23 protein-coding genes are annotated in these 23,021 nt (G+C 36.1%); 12 read left to right on the top strand and 11 right to left on the bottom strand.

The features are described from left to right. Positions 1–377: 377 nt before the first annotated feature. Entirely contained in the window at positions 378–1,325 is a 948-nt protein-coding gene (locus BGO84_RS15245; protein ID WP_135103934.1) for a diacylglycerol kinase family protein, read from the top strand. A gap of 2 nt (positions 1,326–1,327) precedes the next feature. Here the strand turns inward: BGO84_RS15245 and BGO84_RS15240 are convergent, their stop codons facing one another. The 5 genes from BGO84_RS15240 to BGO84_RS15220 form a co-directional block, all read right to left on the bottom strand. Continuing rightward, a complete protein-coding gene (locus tag BGO84_RS15240; protein ID WP_291030470.1) occupies positions 1,328–3,886 on the bottom strand; it encodes a DUF5686 and carboxypeptidase-like regulatory domain-containing protein in 2,559 nt (852 codons plus the stop codon). Positions 3,887–4,016: 130 nt separating this feature from the next. Next, positions 4,017–5,705: an energy-dependent translational throttle protein EttA gene (ettA, locus tag BGO84_RS15235; protein WP_291030468.1), complete on the bottom strand. Its 1,689-nt coding sequence runs from the start codon at positions 5,703–5,705 to the stop codon at positions 4,017–4,019. Between the two features lie 5 nt (positions 5,706–5,710). Then, the gene (locus BGO84_RS15230; RefSeq protein ID WP_291030466.1) at positions 5,711–6,268 is read right to left on the bottom strand and encodes a DUF1697 domain-containing protein; all 558 of its coding nucleotides are present in this window, start codon (positions 6,266–6,268) and stop codon (positions 5,711–5,713) included. A gap of 13 nt (positions 6,269–6,281) precedes the next feature. Then, positions 6,282–7,937 (bottom strand): AMP-binding protein, encoded by a 1,656-nt coding sequence (locus BGO84_RS15225; protein ID WP_291030464.1) that lies wholly within the window; start codon positions 7,935–7,937, stop codon positions 6,282–6,284. 98 nt (positions 7,938–8,035) lie between these two features. Next, on the bottom strand, positions 8,036–8,965 hold the full coding sequence (locus tag BGO84_RS15220) for a LysR family transcriptional regulator (protein ID WP_283686384.1): 930 nt from the start codon (positions 8,963–8,965) through the stop codon (positions 8,036–8,038). 233 nt (positions 8,966–9,198) lie between these two features. Between BGO84_RS15220 and BGO84_RS15215 the strand changes: the two genes are divergently transcribed. After that, complete coding sequence (locus BGO84_RS15215; RefSeq protein ID WP_291030463.1) at positions 9,199–9,861, top strand: YceI family protein; 663 nt, start codon at positions 9,199–9,201, stop codon at positions 9,859–9,861. Positions 9,862–9,937: 76 nt separating this feature from the next. After that, positions 9,938–10,762, top strand: a complete 825-nt coding sequence (gene ygiD / locus BGO84_RS15210; protein WP_291030461.1) for a 4,5-DOPA dioxygenase extradiol — start codon at positions 9,938–9,940, stop codon at positions 10,760–10,762. A 15-nt stretch (positions 10,763–10,777) separates the two neighbouring features. Here ygiD and BGO84_RS15205 read toward each other — a convergent pair whose 3' ends face one another. Further along, a complete protein-coding gene (locus tag BGO84_RS15205) occupies positions 10,778–11,716 on the bottom strand; it encodes a hypothetical protein (RefSeq protein ID WP_291030459.1) in 939 nt (312 codons plus the stop codon). Between the two features lie 311 nt (positions 11,717–12,027). Here BGO84_RS15205 and BGO84_RS15200 point away from each other — a divergent pair, with 311 nt between their 5' ends. From BGO84_RS15200 to BGO84_RS15185, 4 genes are all read left to right on the top strand, one after another. After that, positions 12,028–12,408 (top strand): hypothetical protein, encoded by a 381-nt coding sequence (locus tag BGO84_RS15200; protein WP_291030457.1) that lies wholly within the window; start codon positions 12,028–12,030, stop codon positions 12,406–12,408. Continuing rightward, on the top strand, positions 12,405–12,974 hold the full coding sequence (locus BGO84_RS15195; protein WP_135103944.1) for an RNA polymerase sigma factor: 570 nt from the start codon (positions 12,405–12,407) through the stop codon (positions 12,972–12,974). The genes BGO84_RS15200 and BGO84_RS15195 overlap by 4 nt, the downstream gene beginning before the upstream one ends. A gap of 344 nt (positions 12,975–13,318) precedes the next feature. Then, the gene (locus BGO84_RS15190) at positions 13,319–14,269 is read left to right on the top strand and encodes a tetratricopeptide repeat protein (protein WP_283686391.1); all 951 of its coding nucleotides are present in this window, start codon (positions 13,319–13,321) and stop codon (positions 14,267–14,269) included. Between the two features lie 443 nt (positions 14,270–14,712). Next, on the top strand, positions 14,713–15,678 hold the full coding sequence (locus BGO84_RS15185) for a hypothetical protein (protein ID WP_291030455.1): 966 nt from the start codon (positions 14,713–14,715) through the stop codon (positions 15,676–15,678). A gap of 87 nt (positions 15,679–15,765) precedes the next feature. Here BGO84_RS15185 and BGO84_RS15180 read toward each other — a convergent pair whose 3' ends face one another. Then, entirely contained in the window at positions 15,766–16,353 is a 588-nt protein-coding gene (locus BGO84_RS15180; protein ID WP_291030453.1) for a DUF1287 domain-containing protein, read from the bottom strand. Between the two features lie 88 nt (positions 16,354–16,441). Continuing rightward, positions 16,442–17,206, bottom strand: coding sequence for a hypothetical protein (locus BGO84_RS15175; RefSeq protein ID WP_291030451.1), 765 nt, complete (start codon positions 17,204–17,206; stop codon positions 16,442–16,444). 461 nt (positions 17,207–17,667) lie between these two features. On the opposite strand from BGO84_RS15175, the gene BGO84_RS15170 reads away from it, so the two are divergent. Continuing rightward, a complete protein-coding gene (locus BGO84_RS15170; RefSeq protein WP_283686395.1) occupies positions 17,668–18,390 on the top strand; it encodes a pirin family protein in 723 nt (240 codons plus the stop codon). A gap of 76 nt (positions 18,391–18,466) precedes the next feature. Here the strand turns inward: BGO84_RS15170 and BGO84_RS15165 are convergent, their stop codons facing one another. Then, on the bottom strand, positions 18,467–19,279 hold the full coding sequence (locus BGO84_RS15165) for an MBL fold metallo-hydrolase (RefSeq protein ID WP_291030449.1): 813 nt from the start codon (positions 19,277–19,279) through the stop codon (positions 18,467–18,469). A 381-nt stretch (positions 19,280–19,660) separates the two neighbouring features. Here BGO84_RS15165 and BGO84_RS15160 point away from each other — a divergent pair, with 381 nt between their 5' ends. Further along, a complete protein-coding gene (locus tag BGO84_RS15160) occupies positions 19,661–20,248 on the top strand; it encodes a DJ-1/PfpI family protein (RefSeq protein ID WP_291030447.1) in 588 nt (195 codons plus the stop codon). A 232-nt stretch (positions 20,249–20,480) separates the two neighbouring features. Beyond that, the gene (locus tag BGO84_RS15155; protein ID WP_291030445.1) at positions 20,481–21,023 is read left to right on the top strand and encodes a DUF4924 family protein; all 543 of its coding nucleotides are present in this window, start codon (positions 20,481–20,483) and stop codon (positions 21,021–21,023) included. Positions 21,024–21,060: 37 nt separating this feature from the next. Here BGO84_RS15155 and BGO84_RS15150 read toward each other — a convergent pair whose 3' ends face one another. Together BGO84_RS15150 and BGO84_RS15145 are read right to left on the bottom strand one after the other, a co-directional pair. Further along, complete coding sequence (locus tag BGO84_RS15150) at positions 21,061–21,441, bottom strand: hypothetical protein (RefSeq protein ID WP_291030443.1); 381 nt, start codon at positions 21,439–21,441, stop codon at positions 21,061–21,063. Next, a complete protein-coding gene (locus BGO84_RS15145) occupies positions 21,438–22,049 on the bottom strand; it encodes a sigma-70 family RNA polymerase sigma factor (RefSeq protein WP_291030441.1) in 612 nt (203 codons plus the stop codon). Before BGO84_RS15145 ends, BGO84_RS15150 begins: the two co-directional genes overlap by 4 nt. A 100-nt stretch (positions 22,050–22,149) precedes the next feature. On the opposite strand from BGO84_RS15145, the gene BGO84_RS15140 reads away from it, so the two are divergent. Both BGO84_RS15140 and BGO84_RS15135 read left to right on the top strand, forming a co-directional pair. Then, positions 22,150–22,587: a DUF6249 domain-containing protein gene (locus BGO84_RS15140; RefSeq protein ID WP_135103953.1), complete on the top strand. Its 438-nt coding sequence runs from the start codon at positions 22,150–22,152 to the stop codon at positions 22,585–22,587. 12 nt (positions 22,588–22,599) lie between these two features. Further along, positions 22,600–22,953 carry a hypothetical protein gene (locus BGO84_RS15135; protein WP_291030439.1) on the top strand — a complete coding sequence of 118 codons (354 nt, stop codon included), beginning with the start codon at positions 22,600–22,602 and terminating at the stop codon, positions 22,951–22,953. Positions 22,954–23,021: the final 68 nt, after the last annotated feature.

The raw sequence follows: 23,021 nt of genomic DNA, 5'->3' as shown, positions 1-23,021 counted from the left end.
TGACAATAAGTCAAACAATAGATCATGTTTTAGTTTATCAAAAATGTAACTAAAGTTATTTTTTGCAATCATCATATAAACAATTGTTTATACTCAAAAGGTGACAACCAACGGTCACAGGAGCAAAGCGTATGTAACAGTGACAGTTTTTGATGTTATTTTATTGTGTCACTTTTCATTTTGCATACCAAATACTATAGTAATCGATGAAAGCCTTTCTTCATATATAAGATAAATTTAGAATATAACTTTATCGGGAGAACGATAATAGGATAGCATCAATAGCCTTTTTACGTGTCATATAATTCAATACTCATTTATTTTGACCGTGATAGTTAAAAGAGTATTTTTGTACGGCAAAACAGATTCATTTCATTATGGTTCAGAAGAAAAAAATATATGTAATAATCAACCCTAAATCGGGTACTTCAGCTAAGCAAAATATTCCGCATAAGATTGCTGAAGCATTTGACGCCCATAAGTTTGATGTGCATATTTTTGTTACCGGTTATCCCGGTCATGGATCAGAAATAGCCACTCAGGCAATAAAAGATAAGGCAGACTATGTGGTTGCTGTGGGGGGCGATGGTACCGTAAATGAAGTAGGAGGGGCTCTTGTAGGCTCAGATGTAGCTCTTGGTATTATACCAATGGGTTCGGGAAATGGTTTAGGACGCGACCTGAACATCCCAACCGATCCGAAGAAAGCAATGGAGATCATATTGGAAGAAAATATAATATCCATCGATTACGGAACAGTGAATGACCGCATATTCCTTTGTACTTGCGGAGTAGGGTTCGATGCTGAAGTGGCAGCTAAGGTCTCGGGCAGGAAAAATAGAGGCTCTTTGATGTATCTCAGAAATATGCTTGAAATCTTTTTTCAACAAAAGCCTCAAGAGTATATAGTTACATGCCCCGAAGGTACAATAAAAGATAAAGCCTTCGTTGTTACTTGTGCTAATGCTTCGCAGTACGGATACAATGCTCATATTGCACCTCATGCCGATATACAGGACGGGTTGATGAATGTGGCGATATTGAAACCCCTTTCGATATTGGATGTGCCTCAAACTTCGGTACAATTGTTTACAAAAAAAATAGATGAGAATAGTAAGATGGTTGAGCTTTTGACCAATGAAGTTACTATTATCAGAGAGCAAGCCGGGGTGATGCACATTGACGGTGATCCGGTAGAGATGGGGAAAGAAATACATGTGAAAATAATTCCATTCGGATTGAAAGTCCTCGTTCCTAAAAAACCACAAAAGAAACACCCTCTTGATCCTCAAGAACTACTGTTGAGAGTTTTAGGCTCTATCTAACTTTAGAAGGTTAGCTCGAATGATATTCTGATTCCGTCTTTATCTACATTCGGATGGTAGAGATAGTTTACCCTTCTAACATAATCTACTCGGAAGAATTTAAAGACATTCTCAATACCAATGTTATATTCCATATAAGGGGTATTTGTGGTTGCAAAGGTCTCTTGTGGAAATAACAATAAATTGTGATTAAACCGAGGGTTGTTGCGCTTACTCAAATCTCCATAGAACCCCCTAAACCCAAATACTTCTCGCCATTTCAACCATTTAAGCACAGGTATTCTATTAAATAACCAGCCTCCCAAATGGTAATATATTTCCCATGATACCTGAGCATCGTGCACAAACTCCAACGGCTCTATCAAATAATAGTTACCTCGCTGAACTGTATATGAATTGTTAGCACTTGGTGTAATCAAGAATGGAAAAGGAGCTTCGCCCCACAGCTTTTCAGCCTGTGCCGATAAGGTCAGCTTTCCGTAAGGAGCTACCCACATTTGTTTGAAGAATGATAATGAAGTTCTGTTGTAATTGTATTGTCCCCCAAAAAGATTATTTACGGCCATCACATGCGATAAGGTATAGATGGTTCGTGGTGAAGTTAACGAACTTCTCTTTCGACGCATCTGGTAGAATTTTTCATTCGTTGCATAGCGTAAGGTAAGCATTGTTTCGGTGGTACGTATTCTATTTACATTGTACTTGTTCCCTTCTTCGTCCATCTTCTCGAAAAGAAGCTTTCCGGCTGCTTCTTCATCGAAAGTATGCCCGGTGAGCGTGAATGAGAATCCACCGTAAAATTCCTTATCGTACGATATTTCAGTCTGGCGATTGTATGTCATCTTCACATTATTCGATCTGCGAAACGACATAAATATGTTATCTTTTTCGGCTTGTGTCTGTCGTTGCCCAAGCGTGTTTACATCATATTTATAAGCTACAGTAAGGTTGTTTCTTGGGTATTCGTCTTTGGTATATTTTACATCGTTAAATGCCCATGTTGCTTCGCCATAATATTTAAACTTTTCGTCTTTAGTACCATAAGCCGCATATCCGTATAAGAAGAGGTGTTTATGCAGATTCTTCGTTGTATTGAGGGTCAACCTAAAACGATTCCCTTCAACAGGGTTGAAACTATACATTGTAGGGAGTCTTCCAATTTCCAGTTTTGTGTCCTCCTTGTTTCTGGTAGTAGGAAAATAGCCTGTTGATAGAACACTCCCGGCATTCAGCAAAACTTTAAAGAGAGCTACTTTGTTTACATCTTCCATCATCTGATCCATCCGGTAATCTTTCTTGAAATCCGGAGGGCGGTTGTTAGTCCAATATTTTTTATCTCTTTTCAGGTAGTCTTTTTCAAATGCTTCGGGAGCAGCCAAAGCAAAAACGGGATCCATCGGATTGTCTATTGCAAATCTCTCGTATGACTTTACTTTATCTACATAGAATTTTACCATGTTTATCATCGACAGGTCTATGGCCATGCGCTCTTTGTCCGGAATCCATTTGTTGTCTGCTGTTTTTTTGAAATCGAGTTGTATGATCAGTTCATCTACAAAATTAATATTCATCTTTTGGGGAGTTCTCAATATTGCTCTTTTTACAGCATACATACTATCCAGAGAAATAAATAAGTTCCCTGTAAAGCCAATATCCCGTGAATTGAACGGGGCAAAGTCGAGCTTCACATATCGGTTATGATCTATATTAACTGTGTCGGATATATACCAGCGATAGAAATTTACAGAGCTGTGATCACTTAGCGGGCTGACAAACTGCTGGAATAGTAAAGTGATTGAGTTGTCTGTAATATTAATATCCTTAAAAACTTCTTTGATAATGGCATCGAGAGCTTCGGTCTCGAAAGTCTGGTCAAGACCTTCTATATGATAGCCTTTTACAATACGTTTGTTGCCTTTCGGATCTTTACGATAGAACACATCTGTTAGCTTTTCTCTTACTGATACCGGCAAGATCGGTTTTTTGTCTATTAAAGATGTGTCTATATAATTAGGGAGGAATTTGTAACGCTTAAATTGCGATTGTTCAGGCTTGAACTCATTCAGAGCTATAAATGTACGCTCGTACTCTTCATACTGATAGTACTTTAATGCCGAAATACTGTTGATATCTTTGTGGGCTATTACTTTCTTGATCAGTTCTACAGCCGGATTATTCTTTTTAGAATATTTTTCTTTTTGTGGCCGTACTATTACTTCATTCAGTTGTTTGTCTTCGGGTTCTAATAGTATCTCTCTTGTGGTGGTTACACCGGGATGTATAGTGAATGATTGGCTTTTGTATCCCAACAGTGACGCCGAAACTGCCGTTCTATTTCCCCTATAGCTTAGTCTATATTCACCATCTTCGTCCGAAAATGTTACCGCAGATGTATTGTCGATCGTAACACTAACGAAAGGTAACTTTTCTTTTGTGACAGCATCTCTTACAACACCACGTACCACTGTGAGGGATTGGGCGTATGTTATGCCACAAAAACAACAGAATAAAAAGAGAAAAACTGTCTTCCTAAGTATTATATATTGTGGAGTTTTACTCATTCTTTTATTGGGGAATCACATTTGTTTTTTGTATTTAAAAAATCAAGAGTAAATATCGATATTTACTCTTGATTATCAATACTAATTAGACTATGTAATTTCTGTAACGTTGCATAAACGTTATCTTTTTTTAATTCATAAGCTTACGATAGCGTATACGTCTTGGTTCAACGTTGCCTAATCGTGCTTTTTTGTTCTCTTCGTATTCGCTATAGCTGCCTTCGAAGAAGAAAACTTCCGAGTTTCCTTCAAATGCCAGTATATGAGTACAAATACGGTCGAGGAACCAACGGTCGTGGGAAATAACCACTGCACAACCTGCAAAGTTTTCGAGCCCCTCTTCAAGTGCACGTAAAGTATTTACGTCAATATCGTTGGTCGGCTCATCCAGTAGCAACACATTCGCTTCCGATTTCAGTGTGAGTGCTAAATGTAAGCGGTTGCGCTCACCACCCGACAATACACCTGTCAGCTTTTCTTGATCGCCTCCCGAAAAATTGAAACGAGAAAGATAGGCACGCGCATTGATTTCCTTTCCTCCTACACGAACAAATTCACTCCCTCCGGATATTACCTGATATACACTTTTGTTAGGATCTATATCAGCATGCGATTGATCTACATATCCTATTTTTACTGTCTCACCCACTTCGAATGTGCCTTTATCTGCTTGTTCGAGTCCTTGTATCAGTCTGAAGAGCGTGGTTTTTCCTGCACCATTCGGTCCTATGATACCCACAATGCCTGATGGTGGAAGCATAAACTCGAGATTGTCGAATAATAGTTTATCTCCAAATGCTTTGCCTACACCGTGTGCTTCTATCACTTTGTTTCCTAAACGAGGACCATTCGGAATAAATATTTCTAGTTTTTCTTCACGTTCTTTCTGGTCGGCATTCAAGAGTTTCTCGTAATCGTTCAAGCGGGCTTTACCTTTTGCCTGACGAGCTTTAGGAGCCATTCTCACCCATTCCAATTCACGTTCGAGGGTCTTGCGGCGTTTGCTTGCTTGTTTTTCCTCTTGTTCCATACGTTTGGTCTTTTGTTCGAGCCATGAGGTATAATTTCCTTTCCAAGGAATACCTTCACCGCGGTCGAGCTCAAGAATCCATCCGGCTACATGGTCTAGGAAGTAGCGGTCGTGGGTAATACAAATTACAGTACCCTTGTATTGTTGGAGATGTTGTTCCAGCCAGTCAATTGATTCTGCATCAAGGTGGTTGGTTGGCTCATCCAGCAATAATACGTCCGGTTCTTGTAGTAGCAAACGGCATAATGCTACACGGCGGGCTTCTCCTCCCGACAGGTTGGCTGCCAATTGGTGTTCAGGCGGACAACGAAGAGCATCCATCGCACGTTCTAGTTTATTATCTATATTCCAAGCGTCACTTGCATCTATCTTGTCTTGCAATTCAGCCTGACGTGCAAAGAGGGCATCCATTTTGTCCGGGTCTTCGTAATATTCAGGCAGACCGAATTTCTCGTTTATGCCTTCGTATTCTTTTAGTACATCCATTATTGGTTGTACACCTTCTTGCACAAGTTCTTTAACGGTTTTTGCAGGGTCAAGTTTTGGATCTTGTTCCAAGTACCCAACCGAGTATCCTTTATCTGATACAATTTCTCCCTGATACTCTTTGTCTATACCGGCTATGATCTTTAGTAATGTTGACTTACCCGAACCGTTGAGCCCGATGATGCCAATTTTAGCCCCATAGAAAAAAGAGAGGTAGATGTTCTTTAATACTTGTTTTTGTGGCGGGTACGTTTTACCTACGCCAATCATTGAAAAGATGATTTTTTTATCGTCTACTGACATGTCTGTTATATAAAATTATTTGTACCTAATTCTACTAATTTATTTATTGTTTTTATATTTCGAGAAGTGCAATATTCATCTGCTTTCTGCAAAGCATTGGTTAATTTCGAATTTCTGATCGTTTTATCAAATAAAACATATACATCCCGATTGATTATTTCAAGCCTGTCATTTTCTTGTTTTCGTGCTGATATACGTTCTTTGCTACTTTCAGATAAAGCTTCTCTATACAGAAACAAATAGAACACTTCACCTTCTGCATTCTGCTCTATCTCTTGAATATCATTCTCTGAAAATGGGATACAATTCAAAAGTTGCCTTAACTCTGATAGGGTTCTTAATATAACCGCAATATTTAGTCCGAATGTTTTAAAAATAGAAGCCTCTATTTTCTTTACTAATGCTTCCTCTGTATCATCTGATGTGAAAAGAATATTGCCACTTTGGATATATGTTATAGCATCCGATATTCCCATGTTGGCAAACATTAGTTTCAGGTCGGACATCTTTATGATATTTTTCCCTCCAACATTAATTCCCTTGAGGAACGCAATATATACCACCTTGGAATATTATTTATCGTTGATACAAGAATCGTTTTATACTCCGTTTTGGCGTTTTTTCGAATTCTTGCTCCTGTATTCTGAAGTTTGCAACTTGACTATAGCTTGGCAGTCGCTTGTTAATAGATTTTCGTTCAGTAAGGAAAATATCGGAATACTCACTTTCTTTTATATCATGCTTCTTCATATAGTCCTTGTCCGGGTATATGAGAGCGATTAGTTTTCCATTTTCTTCTATGATGAGCGATTCGGATACAAATGGAGAATTATTATAAAAGCCTTCTATCTCTTCCGGATAAATATTTTGTCCTGAAGCTCCTAGTATCATCGTCTTACTACGACCTTTGATAAATATAAAACCATCCCTGTCCATCACGCCTAAATCACCTGTGCGTAACCATCCGGCTTCGTCTATGACATGCTTTGTCGCTTCTTCATTCTTGTAGTAGCCAAGCATTACATTCTGTCCTTTGATCATGATTTCGCCTGTCTCTGTTTCCATATTCGATGATTCGATACGTACACTCATTCTATCTACAGGACGTCCGCAAGATCCGGGTTTGTAGGTTTCCCAATACTCGTAAGAAATCAGCGGTCCACATTCTGTCATTCCATATCCAACGGTGTATGGGAATTTTATATCTGTAAGGAACTGTCCTACTTCTTTGTTGAGTGCAGCACCGCCAATCACAACTTCGACCAGCTTACTACCAAACATCGGTATTAGTTTGTCTGCAATCTTTTGATATACTTTTTTTCTGAAGAAAGGAATTTTTATCAGCGTTTTCACCGGCTGCTTCTTTAACTCAGGAAACACACGCATCTGTATGATTTTTTCAATAATCAGTGGCACAGCCAGTACCAAAGTCGGATTTACCTTCGCAAAGGCATCCATTATAATTTGAGGAGAAGGAACACGTGTCAGATAATGAATATGACAGCCTTTGGCGATGGATAATAAAACTTCAAAGGCTAATCCGTACATGTGAGCCATCGGTAGCATGCATACAATACCGTCACCGGCTTTTACAAATTCGATATTATCTATAGCAAACCGTGTATTAGACCATAGGCTGCGATAAGGAACCATAACGCCTTTCGGGTTGCTTGTTGTACCTGATGTATAATTTAGTACGGCTAATTCGTCGGGCGACTCGTCGTGTACAACTACATCTTCTTTCGTAAAGCCATTGGGATATTTTTTCAGTAGTGCCTGATCTAAATTGGCACAGGATGCTAACAATTTGGCAGACCGTGATTTCTGTACAGAAAAGTCATCTATCAAAAGGATAGTTTCCACAGTCGGGATTTGTATCGGGTCTATTTTCGACCATACAAACTCATCGGCAAAGAATACTTTCGATTCCGAGTGATTTACTAGGGAATGTATACTTTCTCCACTAAAATCATGTAATATTGTTGTTATCACAGCACCATAGGTGAGGGATGCAAAAAAGGCAACTGCCCAGTTTGCTGAATTTCGTCCGCAAATAGCTATTTTATCACCTTTTTGGACGTCCATATCTTCGAATAGAATATGCAATTGAGCCATTTTTGTGGCGAAGTCCTTATATAGATATGTTTCGCCATTATAGTCTGTGAGAGCCGGTCGCTCCCAGTTGTTACATATTCCGTCTTTTATGAGGGTTAGAAATTTTCCGCTTTCCATATTTTAAATTGTACTAGGTAATGTATACAAATATACACAAAAAACTAACTTTTTTGTGAATTAGATAGAATCATAACTTAATTTTGTTTTTTAGGTTGCTATACAGTTGTTAAATCTTCCTTATTCGTATCAACATGTTTTAATATGAAAGATTTGATTTTTTCTACATACTGTGGCTGTATCTTATTCTTATTGTAAGCCAAATAGAGTGTATTCGTTGCCGTAATTGTTCCTTTCCATAATGTCTTTACCCATTTGTTTTCTAAAGCCTTTCCTGCTATTATGTCAGATGATACAGCAAGACCACTATTGTTTTTTATGGCTTTTAGGATAGATACGTTATCCGGAATTACAGCATGTAATTTCAGTATAGGGCGTTTCTTGAAGCTCTCTCGCCAGAAGCGCCTGATAAGAGGCAGATTATTGTCGTAGGCATACCACTTATGGGCTTTAAGCCATTTCTCGGCTTCGCTCAAATTGTTTTTTGCTATTAGGTCATCAAATACTGTTGTGTCCATACTCGAATTGCATACAATCATAAATGACTCGGTGAATAGAGGCTCATAGGTGAGCGTATCATCTGATTTGCTCTGCCTGGTGATGATTGCAATATCCAGATCATTGTTGATAAGCTTGCCTGTGAGTTCGTCTGCCAATCCGTATTCAACGGTTAGGTGCAGATCATCTTGACTACCTATATGTTCGGCCAGATAATCCGAAAAGAGTTCTGCTGGAGTGCCAAAGCGTATGCTTGGAGCTTTGTTGAGTACAGTCCTTTTAAATTCGGTTTCAACTCGTTCGAGGTTGTCTATTGATTCTACTATCTGCGTGTAAAGCTGTTTGCCGTACTCCGTTGGAACCATCTTGCGAGGCATTCGTATAAATAGAGGCTGACCGATATAGCTTTCTAGGGATGCCAATTGAATGCTGACATTGGGTTGAGATACCATAAGCTCTTGTGAAGCCTTTGTGAGCGTACCATATTGATAAATGGCTTTAAATGTCCTGTACCATTCTAAGTTTACCATTACTATTTGATTGCAAATTATAAATTCATGAATTGAAATTGAACAATATTCAGGGTTACAGAGTTCTATATTTATTAGAAACTATTAGCAACCAAAGACTAATGAAATACAAATCTATAAATTTTTTTATGATAATGTATAAATATTGCTATTTTGTAAATAGAAAATGATAATTTAACTTTGCATCATATTTAATAGAACAAATCGATTAGTATTTAAAAATTATAAATAATATGAAAACATATTTATTAGCTATTGCGGTAGTATTGTTTGCTGTGTCTTGCAATACAACAACGAAGAACAAAGTAGAAGGAACAGATGCTCAGTCGGCAGCAACAGGAACAGGTGAACAGTTGGTAGTAGATACAACAGCGTCTACCATTAAATGGAAAGGGTCTAAGGTTGGAGGAGACCATGTAGGAACAATCGCATTGAAGAGTGGACAGTTAGCTGTAAATGGAGAAGAAGTAGCTTCAGGTAGTTTTGTGATTGATATGAATAATATTGTAGATGAAGACCTTCCTACGCAGATATTAAAAGATAAACTGACAGGTCACCTTAAAAGTGGAGATTTTTTTGATGTCGCTGCTTATCCCGAAAGTGCATTTACTATTACTAAAATAGCAAAGGCTGCTCATCCTACCGATAGTGTAAACTATGAAGTGAGTGGCAACCTGAAACTGAAAGATGTAGAGAAAAATATTACATTTGGAGCTAAGATAACAAAAGAAGGAGGTCTATATAAAGCTGTTACAGTTCCATTCTCTATAGATCGTACGCAATGGAATGTAAAATATGGATCTAAAACTCTTTTTGCAGACTTGAAAGAGAATATCGTAAACGATAATATTGAACTACAGATAACTATAGTAGCAAAGGCAGCTCAGCAACAATAAATATATTTATAAATAGGTAGATGAGATTCAGCTCTGATCGTAGGTCAGAGCTGTTTTTGTATATAAGATTAGAATTATGACTCTGAAAGAATTACATAAAAAGGTTATGTCTTTTGATGATACTCCTTTGATGCCTGTTGTTTTTGTGGGACATGGAACCCCAATGAATGCAATAGAAGATAATGAGTTTGTGCATGAGTGGAATCGGCTGGGAAGTGAACTACCAAAGCCTCGTGCTATTCTTTGTGTCTCAGCGCACTGGGAAACAAGGGGGACATTTGTGACAGCAATGGATATGCCGAAAACAATTCATGATTTCTACGGTTTTCCAAGAGAATTATATAATCAGCGCTATGCTGCGCCCGGTTCACAAGACTTGTCAGCTATTGTGAAAGATCATGTAAAAGCAGTAGAGCTTGATTACGAATGGGGCTTAGATCATGGTAGCTGGAGTGTGTTGAAGCATATCTATCCTTTGGCTGATGTGCCTGTTGTACAGCTTAGTATAGATCACTTTAAAGGACCAGAGTATCATTATGAACTGGCTCGAGAACTGTTTTTTCTACGTTCTAAAGGTGTTTTGGTAATCGGTAGTGGCAATATGATCCATAATCTCAGAATGGTGAAAGTAGAAAATGGAGACTTCAATACGGAATATGGTTATGATTGGGCGTTTGAACTGAATGATATTTTCAAAAATAAAATCCAAGAAGAGAATCACAATGCTTTGATTGACTTTAGCCATCTGCACGATTCCGCACGACTGGCTATTCCTACCCCGGAACATTATATTCCGCTACTCTATATCTTAGCCTTGCAAAAGAAAGGAGAGGAAGTCCGATTTTTTAATGATAAGGTTATAGCCGGATCTTTGAGTATGACGTCTTTGATTATATCTTAAGGCAGAAGAAAATTACTATTTTGTACTTACTATTTTATCGCCTCTGAAGTTTAATTGTCCTGCCGGATAAAGCCATTGTTCCGCATTGCCATTTTTTATGACTTCTGTAGGTTCACCCCATGCCAGGCGAGTCATATCTTTGGTCATACCAACCCTGATTTTGTTTTGCAATATACGGCGGAAATTGTTTGCATTATATTTCTTTGTCAACTCATTAGCTTCAGTTGCAGTGTATACTTTTTTTATACCTTCGTTGTTATTCAAAAGAGAGTAGGGGATTGCGGTTTTTAATCCACCTTTGCTTTCTAATATCAGAGATAATTCATTGTTTGTGTTATCTATTGTCAGATCGGTACATTTCCACGTTTGACCTGTTGTAAACGATAGCGCTTTTCCGGTAGAAAGATTACGTGACATTTTCAGGATGTCGTCGGATAGAACATATTCTTTTCCCGTTTGTATTGCTTTCTGTTTTAGGAAAAATCCTGTAACGATAAATGGAAATGTATATTCGGAATCGACATTGTATTTATAAAACAATACGTCTCCACTCGATTTTTCCTGAAGTTTCAGATAATAATCATCTGCATAGTCTTGTTTGTTTGATTTTGCTTTCGGGTGATTCAAAACTTCTAAAATCTGGAAATATTTTCCTGCCAGATCTTCATAGCGAGAATTGTAATTATCATTCGGCTTATAGATGTTCTTTTCGTCGTTTAGTATGTCGTCATCCTTTTTATACTTGAGAATAAATCCACTGTATCCATATTTTTGTGAAGGCTTATCAAGGCCTTTAAGAAATAATTCTTGTCCTGTATATTGTAGAACATCTTTTCCTAGAAAGTTTCTAGTGCTGTCGTATGGGTGAATATCTATCTCTTGCTTTTTGTTCTTTTGAGCAAATATTGAGTAACTCAGTAAAGCCAAGACGGCTATCAGTAATGTTTTTCTCATTCTTTATCTTTTAAAGGGCATAAAAGTAAATATATTCGATAGAATATTCGGCTTGATGTTTGTTGTAAGTGAATTAGATTTAGTTTTTTTTGTATTTAATAAAAATCTTTCTAAAATATTTTATTGCCTCATTCGTCATAAATAATAGAGATATTTTTGAGATAGAATAAATAATGGAAAAGAAAGATATAAGTAAAATGGCTGTCCCTATAGCAATTATAGTTGCTTCATTACTGATGGCAACGATTAGTATACTTCACTTGTATTTCAGTGTGATAAAGTAAGAGTTTGAGAAATAAAAGATAAATAATATGAAAAATTTTAAAAGAAAAAAGATCGCGTACTTTTTTATATTCATTGCTGTTTTTGCAGCATCCATAGCTGTTGTAATGCTTCTGTGGAATGCTCTGATACCTTCAATAATAGGGTGGACGTCTATTAATTATTGGCAGGCGGCCGGGCTTATGATACTGTCGAGGTTACTGTTGGGCGGATTTGGACGTTTTGGTAAATTTGGAAGACATCCTCGCCATGATAAGCGGAATGAAGATTTCTACTATTGGCATGCATTAAGAGCAAAAATGAAAGATATGCCTCTTAGTGAGCGACGCGAATATATTCGGAAGCACATGAGAGAAAGATGTGAAAGAAGAGGTTTTGAATCAGATATGGCCAACGACAATAAAGAATGACGAACGATTTAGCTAAAGGACAACAGAATGTTACCGATATTTTCTATAAATATCGCGTGCAGCTGAAAAATTATATAGCTAAACGAGTCTTTTCGAAGGAGGATAGAGAAGATATTTTGCAGAATGTTTTTTATCAATTATCAAAAATAGATATGATAGAAAAACCAATCGAGCAAATGTCTGCGTGGTTGTATTCTGTGGCCAATAATCAAATCATAGACCGTAGTCGCAAACATAGGGAGGTGGATATGCCTTATGTGACAGCTAAAGATGATGAAGATACATTCTTGGCGGAGGTCTCTAGCCTTATGTTTGATAAAGATGCATCTCCCGAGACTACATATTTGCGGGCTTTGGTTTGGGAAGAATTAGACGCTGCTTTGTCCGAACTTCCGATTGAACAACGGGAGGCATTTGAGCTCACAGAGCTTGATGGCTTTTCCTTTAAGGAAATATCAGAAGCTACCGGAGTAAGTGTAAATACACTGATCTCTCGCAAACGTTATGCCGTGCTTCATTTGCGAGAGAGGCTAGGTAATTTATATAAAGAGTTGTTAGAGGGGTGAAGACTGTTTGAGTGTTTCTTTATAGAATACTTCAATAGCTTCATCTTCTAAAAAGACTAAGAGTGGATCGCTTTTAGTCTTTTTTTGTTTTTTATAAAGGTTATAAAGGAGAATAATATCATATTTTATGTTAAAAGAGTAACTTCTTTATACTTTATGCGTTATTTATAATAAGAAGTATAACATTATTATTTCTAGAAATAATTATAATATCACTTTTTTATTTAAACACTACCATGAAGCACTTAACTGAGACAGATAAGTGCTTCTTTTTTATATAAATCAATTGAGTTTGAATATCCGTTTTTTTTATACCTTTGCCAACATATATATCAATACAATTTATGCGCAAGACAAAGAAGATTTCACAAACACACAGTAAGTTATACTTTCTGATTCTTATTATATTCCCTTTGGTTTTTGGCTCGTGTAGATTGTTTGATAAAGATATCAGGCAAGATAAACATATTGTCTCTTTTAAGCATCAGATGGGACGGGTTGCAGATAGCTTGGATACACCGGCCGAAAGAATTAATGCATTGAAGACAATATTGGAGAACATAGAAGCCGATGAGGATTTGATAACTCCTCGAAAAAAAAATAAGTTGCTGATAGAGGCAAATTTTTATCTGAGCAATGAATATTTTAATGTCAAGAATTATAAAAAGGCAATAGAATGTACCGATATCGCCATAGGGCTTGATACTACTGATGCTACCGGGTATTATAATCGGGGAAGTATTTACCAATCGATAGGAGATGATAGCCTTGCCATGAGGGATTATACGCAGGCTATTAGACTAAATAATAATTATGCCGATGCATATTACAATAGAGGTATAATCTATGAAGTAGGTGGAGAATGTGAGAAAGCACTTGAAGACTACAATCGGGCGATAAAAGAAGAACCAAAAAATGTTGCAGATATCTATAATAATAGAGGAAATATATATTTGTCTATGAAAGATACCAGCAAAGCATTAAGCGACTATTCGAGAGTATTGGAAATAGACACTGCGAATATAAATGCATATACCAACCGAGCCGAAATATATATACTCCGCCAGGAATTTGATAAAGCTTTAGACGATTGTAATAAAGGACTTATTCTCGATCCTGAGAATATACGCCTATATTATAAGCGTGCTGCAATTTATGAGCGAAAAAATGAATACGATGAGGCTATCGCTGATTATGAAAAAGTTCTGGACTTGGATAGGCATGATTTGTATAAGGCACGAATTAAGACTAAGGAGTCTATAAGGAAATTAAAAATATTGGCTCGAAAAAGATGATATGACTATTTGATATAGTCTTCTTTTCAGAAGGGAGCTTAATAATATCTAATCTCTTTAAATAATATATAAAACGTATAGCAGCAAATAGGGAAAATCTATTTGTTGCTCTTTTATTATGCGGATTTGTTGTAGAAGTTTGCATTATGATATGCATATTTCAATATGTTTTTGGTGTGTGTTCCTCTTTTTGTAACCCTATGAGTGAGGCAAGATGTTATACTTTTCTGCCGTATTTTTGGGCTCTAGAAAATGTGATAAAAATACAATTAGGATTCCTTGTAATTGTTTCCAGGCCTACTTTTACATATTTATGTGATTTTGTAAAACTAAACATATTATTCTCTTGTTTTTATATGATGAATATTCAATATAATTAAGGCTTTAATATTATTAATAATCAAGATTTATTTCTAATCTTTTCTCTCTACAACATAAATATCATGAAAAACGAATTAAACAGTAAATTAATTATATCTATCAAAGAAGCCCTTCCTCCTCAGATAAAGGTTGCAACCTACTTAATGGATTTGCTTTCTATCGGGCGTGAAGCTGTTTATCGTAGGATAAGAGGGGATGTGTCTTTTGACTTAGAGGAGCTCTCTGTAATATCTAAAGCGTTAAGCATATCAATTGATGATGTTTTGGGAAAGAATGATACTACAGCGTTATTTAGCATAAATATGATTCAAGAAGAATCATTTTTTGAGCAATATTGTAATTCTTTGATTTTTTATACAGATATTTTTAGTAGAATGAAGGTGTACCCTGGTTCTCAGGTACAAGGTGCTAATAATGAGTTACCTTTTTCATTTTACCTTTCTCATGAAAAAATAGCTAAGTTCTATTTATACAAATGGGTATATCAGCTTCAGACTTCCAAGCCTACTGTTCCATTTTCTGAGTTCTACTTGCCTCAGAGAGTTATCGACCTGAATAAAAAGTATATTTCAGAAGCTAACTCTTCTTGTCATACAACATCTATCCTATCTCAAAATGTTTTGTCTTCATTTCTGAATACAGTAAAATACTTTTATAAACTTAATTTGTTGAACAATCAGGATATAGAAGATATTAAGAATGAGCTGTTATGCATGTTGGAGAGACTGGAGTCGATGTCTGTCTCAGGAATTTGGATGGATGACTTTGAATTTAACTTTTACATATCCAATATCGATTTTGATACCACTTATAGTTATATGCAGTGTCCTGAATTCGAATTGTCTACGATACGTGTATTTTCTATTAATGTAGTGAGGTCGTTTACTCCTGAAATATGTCAAGCTAACAAGAAATGGATTGAATCATTGAAACGCTATTCTACATTGATCTCTAAAAGTGGAGATTTATACAGAACAGAATTTTTTAATAATCAGAGAAAGATTCTACGAGATATGTTTATCGACTGATTTTTTTAATATAATAAGATAATTCTCAATATCTAGTTATGTTATATTTAAGTACACTGAGTTTTTTTGCACAGGCGAATATTATATTTATTTGCTTTTGTATGTATAATGTCCTGTCACTTTATAGCTGAATAAGCAATCTTGCAAGACTTGTCCTTGCCCTATATTATGTACTATTAGCGGCCGTTTCTTATCCGCAGACATGCGGTCTGTAACTATGCCTATATGTGTAATCCCTCCGCCTAGATCCCATGTAACAATATCTCCGACAATATAGTCCTCTGCTTTATCTGAAATTTTCTTTACAGAGCCAAACCTACTAAAAAAAGTGGCTTGATTAGGTACTCTTCGATGATCGATATTCTTATCCGTTGATTTCATACCCCATTTCTTAGGATACTTGCTAAAGTTGGCTTTCATATCTTCATGTATCTTTTGCTGCAAGTCTATACCTAGTTTGCGATATGCTCTTATTATCACATCAGTACAGACACCTTTGTCTGCCGGCACATCTCCATTCGGATAAGGGATTGTGTAATAGCCGGGATCATAAACAACTTTATCCTTAGTCAGCTCTATAGCTGCATTTGATAACCTTTTATAGAAATCGCTTTCCTGAGCAGAAATAAAGACGGATATAATGAATGTAAAGAGTATTGTTAGGCTAAGTCTCATTCTTTATTTTGGAATTTGTGATAAAGATACTAAAATATACAAATAAGATAAATGTATTTTCATTACTGATTATATACATCCAGAGAGTTTATTTCTTGTAGAATACCGGCGCAAAGTATGGCCTGTTCACCCATTTCCCGTTGAATGGATTAAGCTCACGGATTACACCGCCTTCGATTCCAAATTTTTCAGTGATTTTGACCTCTAGCGTGCCTCCGTAATATGTTTGAGGATACATACCCATCATTGGGCCTTCTACACCATTATGTTTTCCTCTCACGGAATATTGTCCTCGGGCATTTATCCTTATTCTGTCGCTTAAGATGAATTTCATATTTCCTCCTGCACCCACATCGTTGTAGTTCCCTCCATATAGTGCATATTTTGAGGCGTAAGGACCAGCCGAAATTACCAGCCAATCTGTTGGTTGATAGTTAAAGTACATACTTACAGACCTTACTGCGCCTATGGATGGATATGTATTCTGTATAGAAGACGAACTGAGCCAAGCTTCGTCATTCAGATTCATTCCCGAATAATAGCTGTAATCATTGGCAAAAGGATACCGTGTAATTGTATTGCTTTCTACAGGAGGTCCAGGATATACATCAAGCGGAGGAAGTATTAAGTCTATAGTTGCATCATCTCCTTTTTCTAAAGGTTTATACAAATCATATTTGCTTGCAGATGATTTGTTGTTGCCCGATACATCCAGGTTCAAATAATTCTCTAACCTTTCATCAAATTTGAAAGATCCTTTCTTTAGAGGAGGAAAGCTATCTTTAGGAATCTCAGTTTGGGAATAAGAGGTAACTGAGACGAGTAAAAGTAGTATAAAGACTAGATTTTTCATGATTTCTTGTTTTTAATTACTACAACAGTAAAGTTAATAAATAATTGTGAAAGAAACATATCTTTTTTGCAAAAAGAAGTTGTAAATAGCTGATAGATTTATACTTTATAGCTCATCTAGTAAATGTTTCCCTACCAAAAGGTGACAAAAGTAACAGTTTTTATCTGTTTTTGTGCTGTCACTTTTACTCATTTTTATTTACCCATACTCTTTTTTGTTATTTATATAATAAGATAAAATTAGCATAAATAAATTTATATAAATCCTTGTTCTATTGCATTGCCTTTCTGGTCTATGTATTGCAATATTGTATAAATATATTTATATATATGTATGATTTATCTTATTTTGATAATAGATGGATAGTGCTTATCTTTGTAATATAAAAATAAGGTGTATTCCTATGATATACTTTATATTATAAATAGTTACTCATCAGATATAACAGAAAGGGTAGTTTTATGAAAACAACATTAATTAGAGCATCTTCAAGAGGATCAGCAAACCATGGATGGTTGAACACACACCATACATTCAGTTTTGCAAACTACTATGATCCCAACCGTATACATTTTGGCGCATTAAGGGTTATAAACGACGATATAATTGCCGGAGGAGAAGGCTTTGGGACTCATCCTCACGACAATATGGAAATAATTACTATTCCCTTGTATGGTGATTTGGAACACAAGGATAGCATGGGACATACAGAAGTGATAAAGGCCGGAGAAGTGCAGGTAATGAGTGCCGGATCGGGTATAACACATAGTGAATACAATGCTAATGAGTACAAACCGGTAAGTCTTTTCCAAATATGGGTTTTTCCATCTCAAAAGAATGTAGAACCTCGTTACGACCAACGTGAATTTGATTTTATAGATAATAAAAATCAATTCATCCAAATTGTTGGACCGAAGAGTGATCCTTCAAATACAGCACTTTGGATACATCAGGATGCTTGGTTTAATATGGGTACTTTCGATAAAGGTGTCAACACAAGCTATCAGGTGAAGAAAAAAGGGAACGGTGTATTTGCTATGGTTGTTGAAGGAGAGTTTTCTGTCGAAGGGCAAAAACTATATCACAGAGATGCACTTGGAGTATGGGATACAGATGGTATAAATATCACTGCAGAATCTGACAATGCACGCATACTGCTGATAGATGTGCCGATGGTATTTTAATAGAAGAGGTTAAATTATATACATTAGTAAAAGGATCTCAAAGCCGAGCTTTGAGATCCTTTTTTTATAATAAAAGTCAGTAGGCTTTATAATTATCATTCAGACGTTTTACTTTACTCGTCTTTACTTTTACATCGTGGCAATAAATAAGGGTGTAGTTTTCTTTTTCTGCTTCAACGAGAAATCGCTGCTTCTCTTGAGCCGATTTTAACGCACAGATGTCGTAAGCTGAAATCCATTCTAACGGGACATGAGCACTTGTCGGTATCAGATCACCGGGAAATGTATATACACCCGTATCTGTCTTGATATATACAACTAACTGCCCTATACTATGTCCGTCAAATAATCTCACACTTACCTCTTTAGATATCTGCATGTCTTGGTCAACAAAGCGTAAGAGTGCGGCATCGTGTATCGGCTGTATATTTTCAGCTAAGATAGAATCTGCTTCCAGTATGTTAGGAGTTAAATAATTGTCCCATTGTTTGCGGCTTAACCAATAAGTAGCTTTAGCGAAAGAAGGGATTATTTTGCCATTTTTATCTCTTTTAGTTGCATATCCGCAATGATCGAAATGCAAGTGGGTCAATATCACATCGGTGACATCTTCACTCGAGAAGCCATATTTCTTTATTTCTTCTTCAATGTTAATCAGAGAGTGTGGTTGGTAGTAAGACATTCTCTCGGTGTGCTTATCTCCCATACCGGTGTCTATCAATATTACCCTGTCTTCGGATATGACGAGTGTACACCGCATAGCTAATGTACACAAGTTGTCGGCATTGCTTGTGTATTTTCTTTGCCAGGCACGCTTTGGTATAGCTCCAAACATGGCACCTCCGTCTGCCTGGATATAGCCGCTTTCTATTATTTTTATGTCAACCATTTTTTGTAAATATTCAGCTAATATACAAAAAAGAAGAGATGATTATCACAATCATCCCTTCCCCTCTTAACACTAATATAAAACTAACATATACTATGATAAAACAGGTAAAAAATCAACTAAACAATCTATCTAACACACTATGAAAAAAGTAAATCATACCTGTTTTACATTAGAACATCAAAGACAACATGTTTGTTCAGAATACTTTGTATTTGTTTTATTTATGTAGCGATAGATAAGGTTTATATAATAGCGTATAAATTCATCTTAAACTTTATATATAAAAAAATACTACTTTTGTACTCTGTTTTGTATATAAACAAAGCATAATCTATTATTGTTTATCATTTATTCTTAAAAATAATAATTTTGACAACTATGGAAAATAAGAAAGTTTTAGTGTTTCTGGCAAAGGCATTTGAGACTATGGAGTTTTCTGTTTTCATAGATGTTATTGGTTGGGCAAGAGTTTGTTATGGTCATGGTTTGTTTGTCGAAACCTGCGCTTTTACTAAAGAAGTTATAAGCACATTTAATGTGCTTGTAAGAGTAGATAAAACAATTGAAGAGATAAACGTTGACGAGTATGCTGCATTGGCAATACCTGGTGGATTTGGCGAATTTGGCTTTTATGAAGAAGCATATGACGAAAGATTTTTAGACTTAATTAAGGATTTTGATGCAAAAAATAAAATCATAGCTACAGTTTGTACTGGAGCGTTCCCCTTAGGAAAAAGTGGAATTCTTAAAGATCGGAAGGCTACAACTTATCACTTAAATAATGGCTATAGGCAAAAAGAGCTGAAAGAATTTGGGGTGAATGTTGTGAATGAACGAATAGTAGTTGATGGTAAAATTATAACGTCTTATTGTCCTGAAACAGCTCCAACTGTTGCATTTGAATTATTAAAGATGCTGACCTCGGAAGAAGAAATGACAGTAGTAAAAAAAGCGATGGGATTTTAAGAAGGAGTTTGTTTTATTCCTTTCTATAAGAGAGTTATTGATTAGATAAGGGGAAAACATATACTTGAGATTTCCATGAAATTATTTACTTTTATCTCCCAATTATTTGAATGTATTTTATTGTAAAAGCTCAATATGTATAGTTTGTAAATCGTTGCTCCTGGAATTAAAAAATATAAAACGTTTATTCTTCAATCGGTTAAGTCAAACTGAAGGAAATCTAAAATAAATTATGCTGATAGCTAAAAAACTAAAAGAAGAAAATATCGCCGAATATCTATTGTATATGTGGCAGATAGAGGATATTATAAGAGCCAATAAATTAGACATCGATATAATTGATAAGCAAATAATATCAGGGTTCGAACAGCCTCAAAATGTGAAAAATGAAATAAGGGAATGGTACGAAAACCTTATTGACATGATGAGGAGAGAAGACGTGGTGGAAAAAGGGCATCTGATTATAAATAAGAATGTAATATCGGAGTTGACCGAACTACACAACAGACTGCTGAAGTCGCCGCAAGAAAACGAATATACTGAAGCCTATTATAAAACCTTGCCTTTTATTGTTGAGTTACGTTCCAAGACGCAAGATAAAAATACTCCCGAACTCGAAACCTGCCTTGCCGCTCTATATGGTTTCTTGTTAATGCGCTTGCAAAAGAAAGAGATTTCGGGCGAAACTCAATCTGCCCTATCGCAAATAAGCTCATTCTTGAGGTTACTCTCTCTTAAATATAAGGAGTATAAAGCCGGGAAGTTAGATGTTTGATAGTTTGCTTATATTTAAATTCTACCGTAAGCTTCTGTTAATCTTTGTGCTTCCTTTCTTTAATCCGTCTGCGGATCAGCGAGTCACTTATAAGGAGTAGTACTCCGACACAAGCTACAGATACCACGAAAGGATTAAACCCTACTGATGGGACATTGAATGTGATATTTGCCCCCATACTCTGAATGCCTTCCTTGAGAGGTAATCCTAAAAGCCAAAAGATAAGCGTCGGTATTCCAAGCATTCCTACAATGCCGAACGTAATAGAAAGAATTGAAATAATGCTTCTCTTCCGATTTTGTTTTGCCGCAACAATATGTACTCGTTGCATCAACCGACTCTCGAAGTCTGTCGATGGTTCGTCTAGTTTTATTTCCTGAAATAAACTCTTTAGCCTATCTGTATTTTCTGTATTCATGATTGTATGAGCTTATTTATTTCAAAGTTTATAATTTTTCTGATTCTGTACAACTTTACTTTTACATTAGCTTCACTATTTCCCGTGATGATGCTTATATTTTTTACGCTTTGGTCGTTTATATAGAACATACTGATCAGCAAAGCATCGTCCGGGGGCAGTTTTTTTAGTACTGTATCCAAAAGCTGTAACTTATCCTCAGTTGTAATCTCATCCAGTGTTTCTGATATTTCGTCATCAGGGATATTTGAGAAATTATCGTCAATGGCAGTAAATTCATGTTTACGCTTTCGCAATTCTGATATAGTTGTGTTGTATGCGATTCTGTACAACCATGTTGCAAAGTTCGATTCTTCACGAAACTGTTTTAATGACTGAAATACCTTTATAAATATCTCCTGAACAATATCTTCGGCTTCTACCCGACGAGAAACTATTTTATTGACAATGGTAAATACCATTCTCTCATATCGACGTACAATGTGTATAAAAGCATCGGTATGTCCGTCCTTTATTCGGCGTATAAAATAGATATCATCAAATTCAGCCATACCCGTATGACGCAAGAATATTTGATAGGTTACAAATGTAATGTAAAATCTTTTCAAAAAAATATTTTTTTATTTTGTTGTAACCTTTTAAAAATGCTTGCGTCAAAATGAGCAAACGGATGAAACAAAAATGTTTAATTAATAAAAATAGAAAATTATGGATCAAATTATGGCAATGGTTATTGTGGCTACAATAGCATATGCAATCTACCGCTTGTTTGAGTTGTTTGCTCGTCGTAGAGAACGCTTAGCTTTTATCGAAAAAATTTCAGAAGGGATAGACCCGAATCTACTGAAAGGGCAATTGGATATGTCTCCGAATAAAAGCAATGTAAACAACTATGTAACCTCATGGGCTATTCGTGTTGGGCTCTTATTAGTAGGCGTTGGACTAGGGGTTGCTATCGTCGCTGTTATAGACTTGTTGGCTGTCGCTCCTCCAAGTGCGGACGAAAGAGCCTTCTATGAGTTTCGCAATACTATATCTATTTTATATCCGGCATGCGCTGCCATATTTGGTGGTATAGGGCTTGTTATTGCTTACTTTATAGAGAGGAAAGATTCTAAGAAAGAACAGGATAAAGAGGTCGAATAATTGGTTCCGTATATGAACAAAGAATTACATTCAATTCTGTTTACTCTAATTATTGTGGCCGTAGTTATAGGTGGTTGGCTGATTGGGCGTAATCAAGGGTGGTTTGTTCGTAGCTCGGCAAATGATATCAATATATGCCGAAATGTAACAGGAGATACCTTGTACTTTAATTCTAAAAATCCAATCTATACGGTTTCGGGCTGGAGTGCTTCTCGTCATGATGATGACATTCTACACGTAGACCTGAAACTAAAAAGAAATAGGCAGAACACTAGGATAGAGATGTATTTAGATACAGCAAATGTTCGCTATGTAGAAATCTATGGTAAGGTGATGCCGATAAACGATATTCCATTTAGTAAATAAAATTTATCTGTAGATGAGTTGGCAAGAGACATCAGGTAAGCAGAGCCTGGTGTCTTTTTTTTGTGAAA

The organism is Dysgonomonas sp. 37-18 (assembly GCF_001899125.1).
GTDB lineage: Bacteria > Bacteroidota > Bacteroidia > Bacteroidales > Dysgonomonadaceae > Dysgonomonas.
Note: the sequence above shows the minus strand (reverse complement) of the source record. Positions and strands in the feature narration are given on the sequence as shown.

Excerpts from the sequence above, each read along its gene's own strand:
- BGO84_RS15245 (WP_135103934.1), top strand. The coding sequence starts at position 378 with ATGGTTCAGAAGAAAAAAATATATGTAATAATCAACCCTAAATCGGGT.
- BGO84_RS15240 (WP_291030470.1), bottom strand. The coding sequence starts at position 3,886 with ATGAGTAAAACTCCACAATATATAATACTTAGGAAGACAGTTTTTCTC.
- ettA (WP_291030468.1), bottom strand. The coding sequence starts at position 5,705 with ATGTCAGTAGACGATAAAAAAATCATCTTTTCAATGATTGGCGTAGGT.
- BGO84_RS15225 (WP_291030464.1), bottom strand. The coding sequence starts at position 7,937 with ATGGAAAGCGGAAAATTTCTAACCCTCATAAAAGACGGAATATGTAAC.
- BGO84_RS15220 (WP_283686384.1), bottom strand. The coding sequence starts at position 8,965 with ATGGTAAACTTAGAATGGTACAGGACATTTAAAGCCATTTATCAATAT.
- BGO84_RS15215 (WP_291030463.1), top strand. The coding sequence starts at position 9,199 with ATGAAAACATATTTATTAGCTATTGCGGTAGTATTGTTTGCTGTGTCT.
- ygiD (WP_291030461.1), top strand. The coding sequence starts at position 9,938 with ATGACTCTGAAAGAATTACATAAAAAGGTTATGTCTTTTGATGATACT.
- BGO84_RS15205 (WP_291030459.1), bottom strand. The coding sequence starts at position 11,716 with ATGAGAAAAACATTACTGATAGCCGTCTTGGCTTTACTGAGTTACTCA.
- BGO84_RS15200 (WP_291030457.1), top strand. The coding sequence starts at position 12,028 with ATGAAAAATTTTAAAAGAAAAAAGATCGCGTACTTTTTTATATTCATT.
- BGO84_RS15195 (WP_135103944.1), top strand. The coding sequence starts at position 12,405 with ATGACGAACGATTTAGCTAAAGGACAACAGAATGTTACCGATATTTTC.
- BGO84_RS15190 (WP_283686391.1), top strand. The coding sequence starts at position 13,319 with ATGCGCAAGACAAAGAAGATTTCACAAACACACAGTAAGTTATACTTT.
- BGO84_RS15185 (WP_291030455.1), top strand. The coding sequence starts at position 14,713 with ATGAAAAACGAATTAAACAGTAAATTAATTATATCTATCAAAGAAGCC.
- BGO84_RS15180 (WP_291030453.1), bottom strand. The coding sequence starts at position 16,353 with ATGAGACTTAGCCTAACAATACTCTTTACATTCATTATATCCGTCTTT.
- BGO84_RS15175 (WP_291030451.1), bottom strand. The coding sequence starts at position 17,206 with ATGAAAAATCTAGTCTTTATACTACTTTTACTCGTCTCAGTTACCTCT.
- BGO84_RS15170 (WP_283686395.1), top strand. The coding sequence starts at position 17,668 with ATGAAAACAACATTAATTAGAGCATCTTCAAGAGGATCAGCAAACCAT.
- BGO84_RS15165 (WP_291030449.1), bottom strand. The coding sequence starts at position 19,279 with ATGGTTGACATAAAAATAATAGAAAGCGGCTATATCCAGGCAGACGGA.
- BGO84_RS15160 (WP_291030447.1), top strand. The coding sequence starts at position 19,661 with ATGGAAAATAAGAAAGTTTTAGTGTTTCTGGCAAAGGCATTTGAGACT.
- BGO84_RS15155 (WP_291030445.1), top strand. The coding sequence starts at position 20,481 with ATGCTGATAGCTAAAAAACTAAAAGAAGAAAATATCGCCGAATATCTA.
- BGO84_RS15150 (WP_291030443.1), bottom strand. The coding sequence starts at position 21,441 with ATGAATACAGAAAATACAGATAGGCTAAAGAGTTTATTTCAGGAAATA.
- BGO84_RS15140 (WP_135103953.1), top strand. The coding sequence starts at position 22,150 with ATGGATCAAATTATGGCAATGGTTATTGTGGCTACAATAGCATATGCA.
- BGO84_RS15135 (WP_291030439.1), top strand. The coding sequence starts at position 22,600 with ATGAACAAAGAATTACATTCAATTCTGTTTACTCTAATTATTGTGGCC.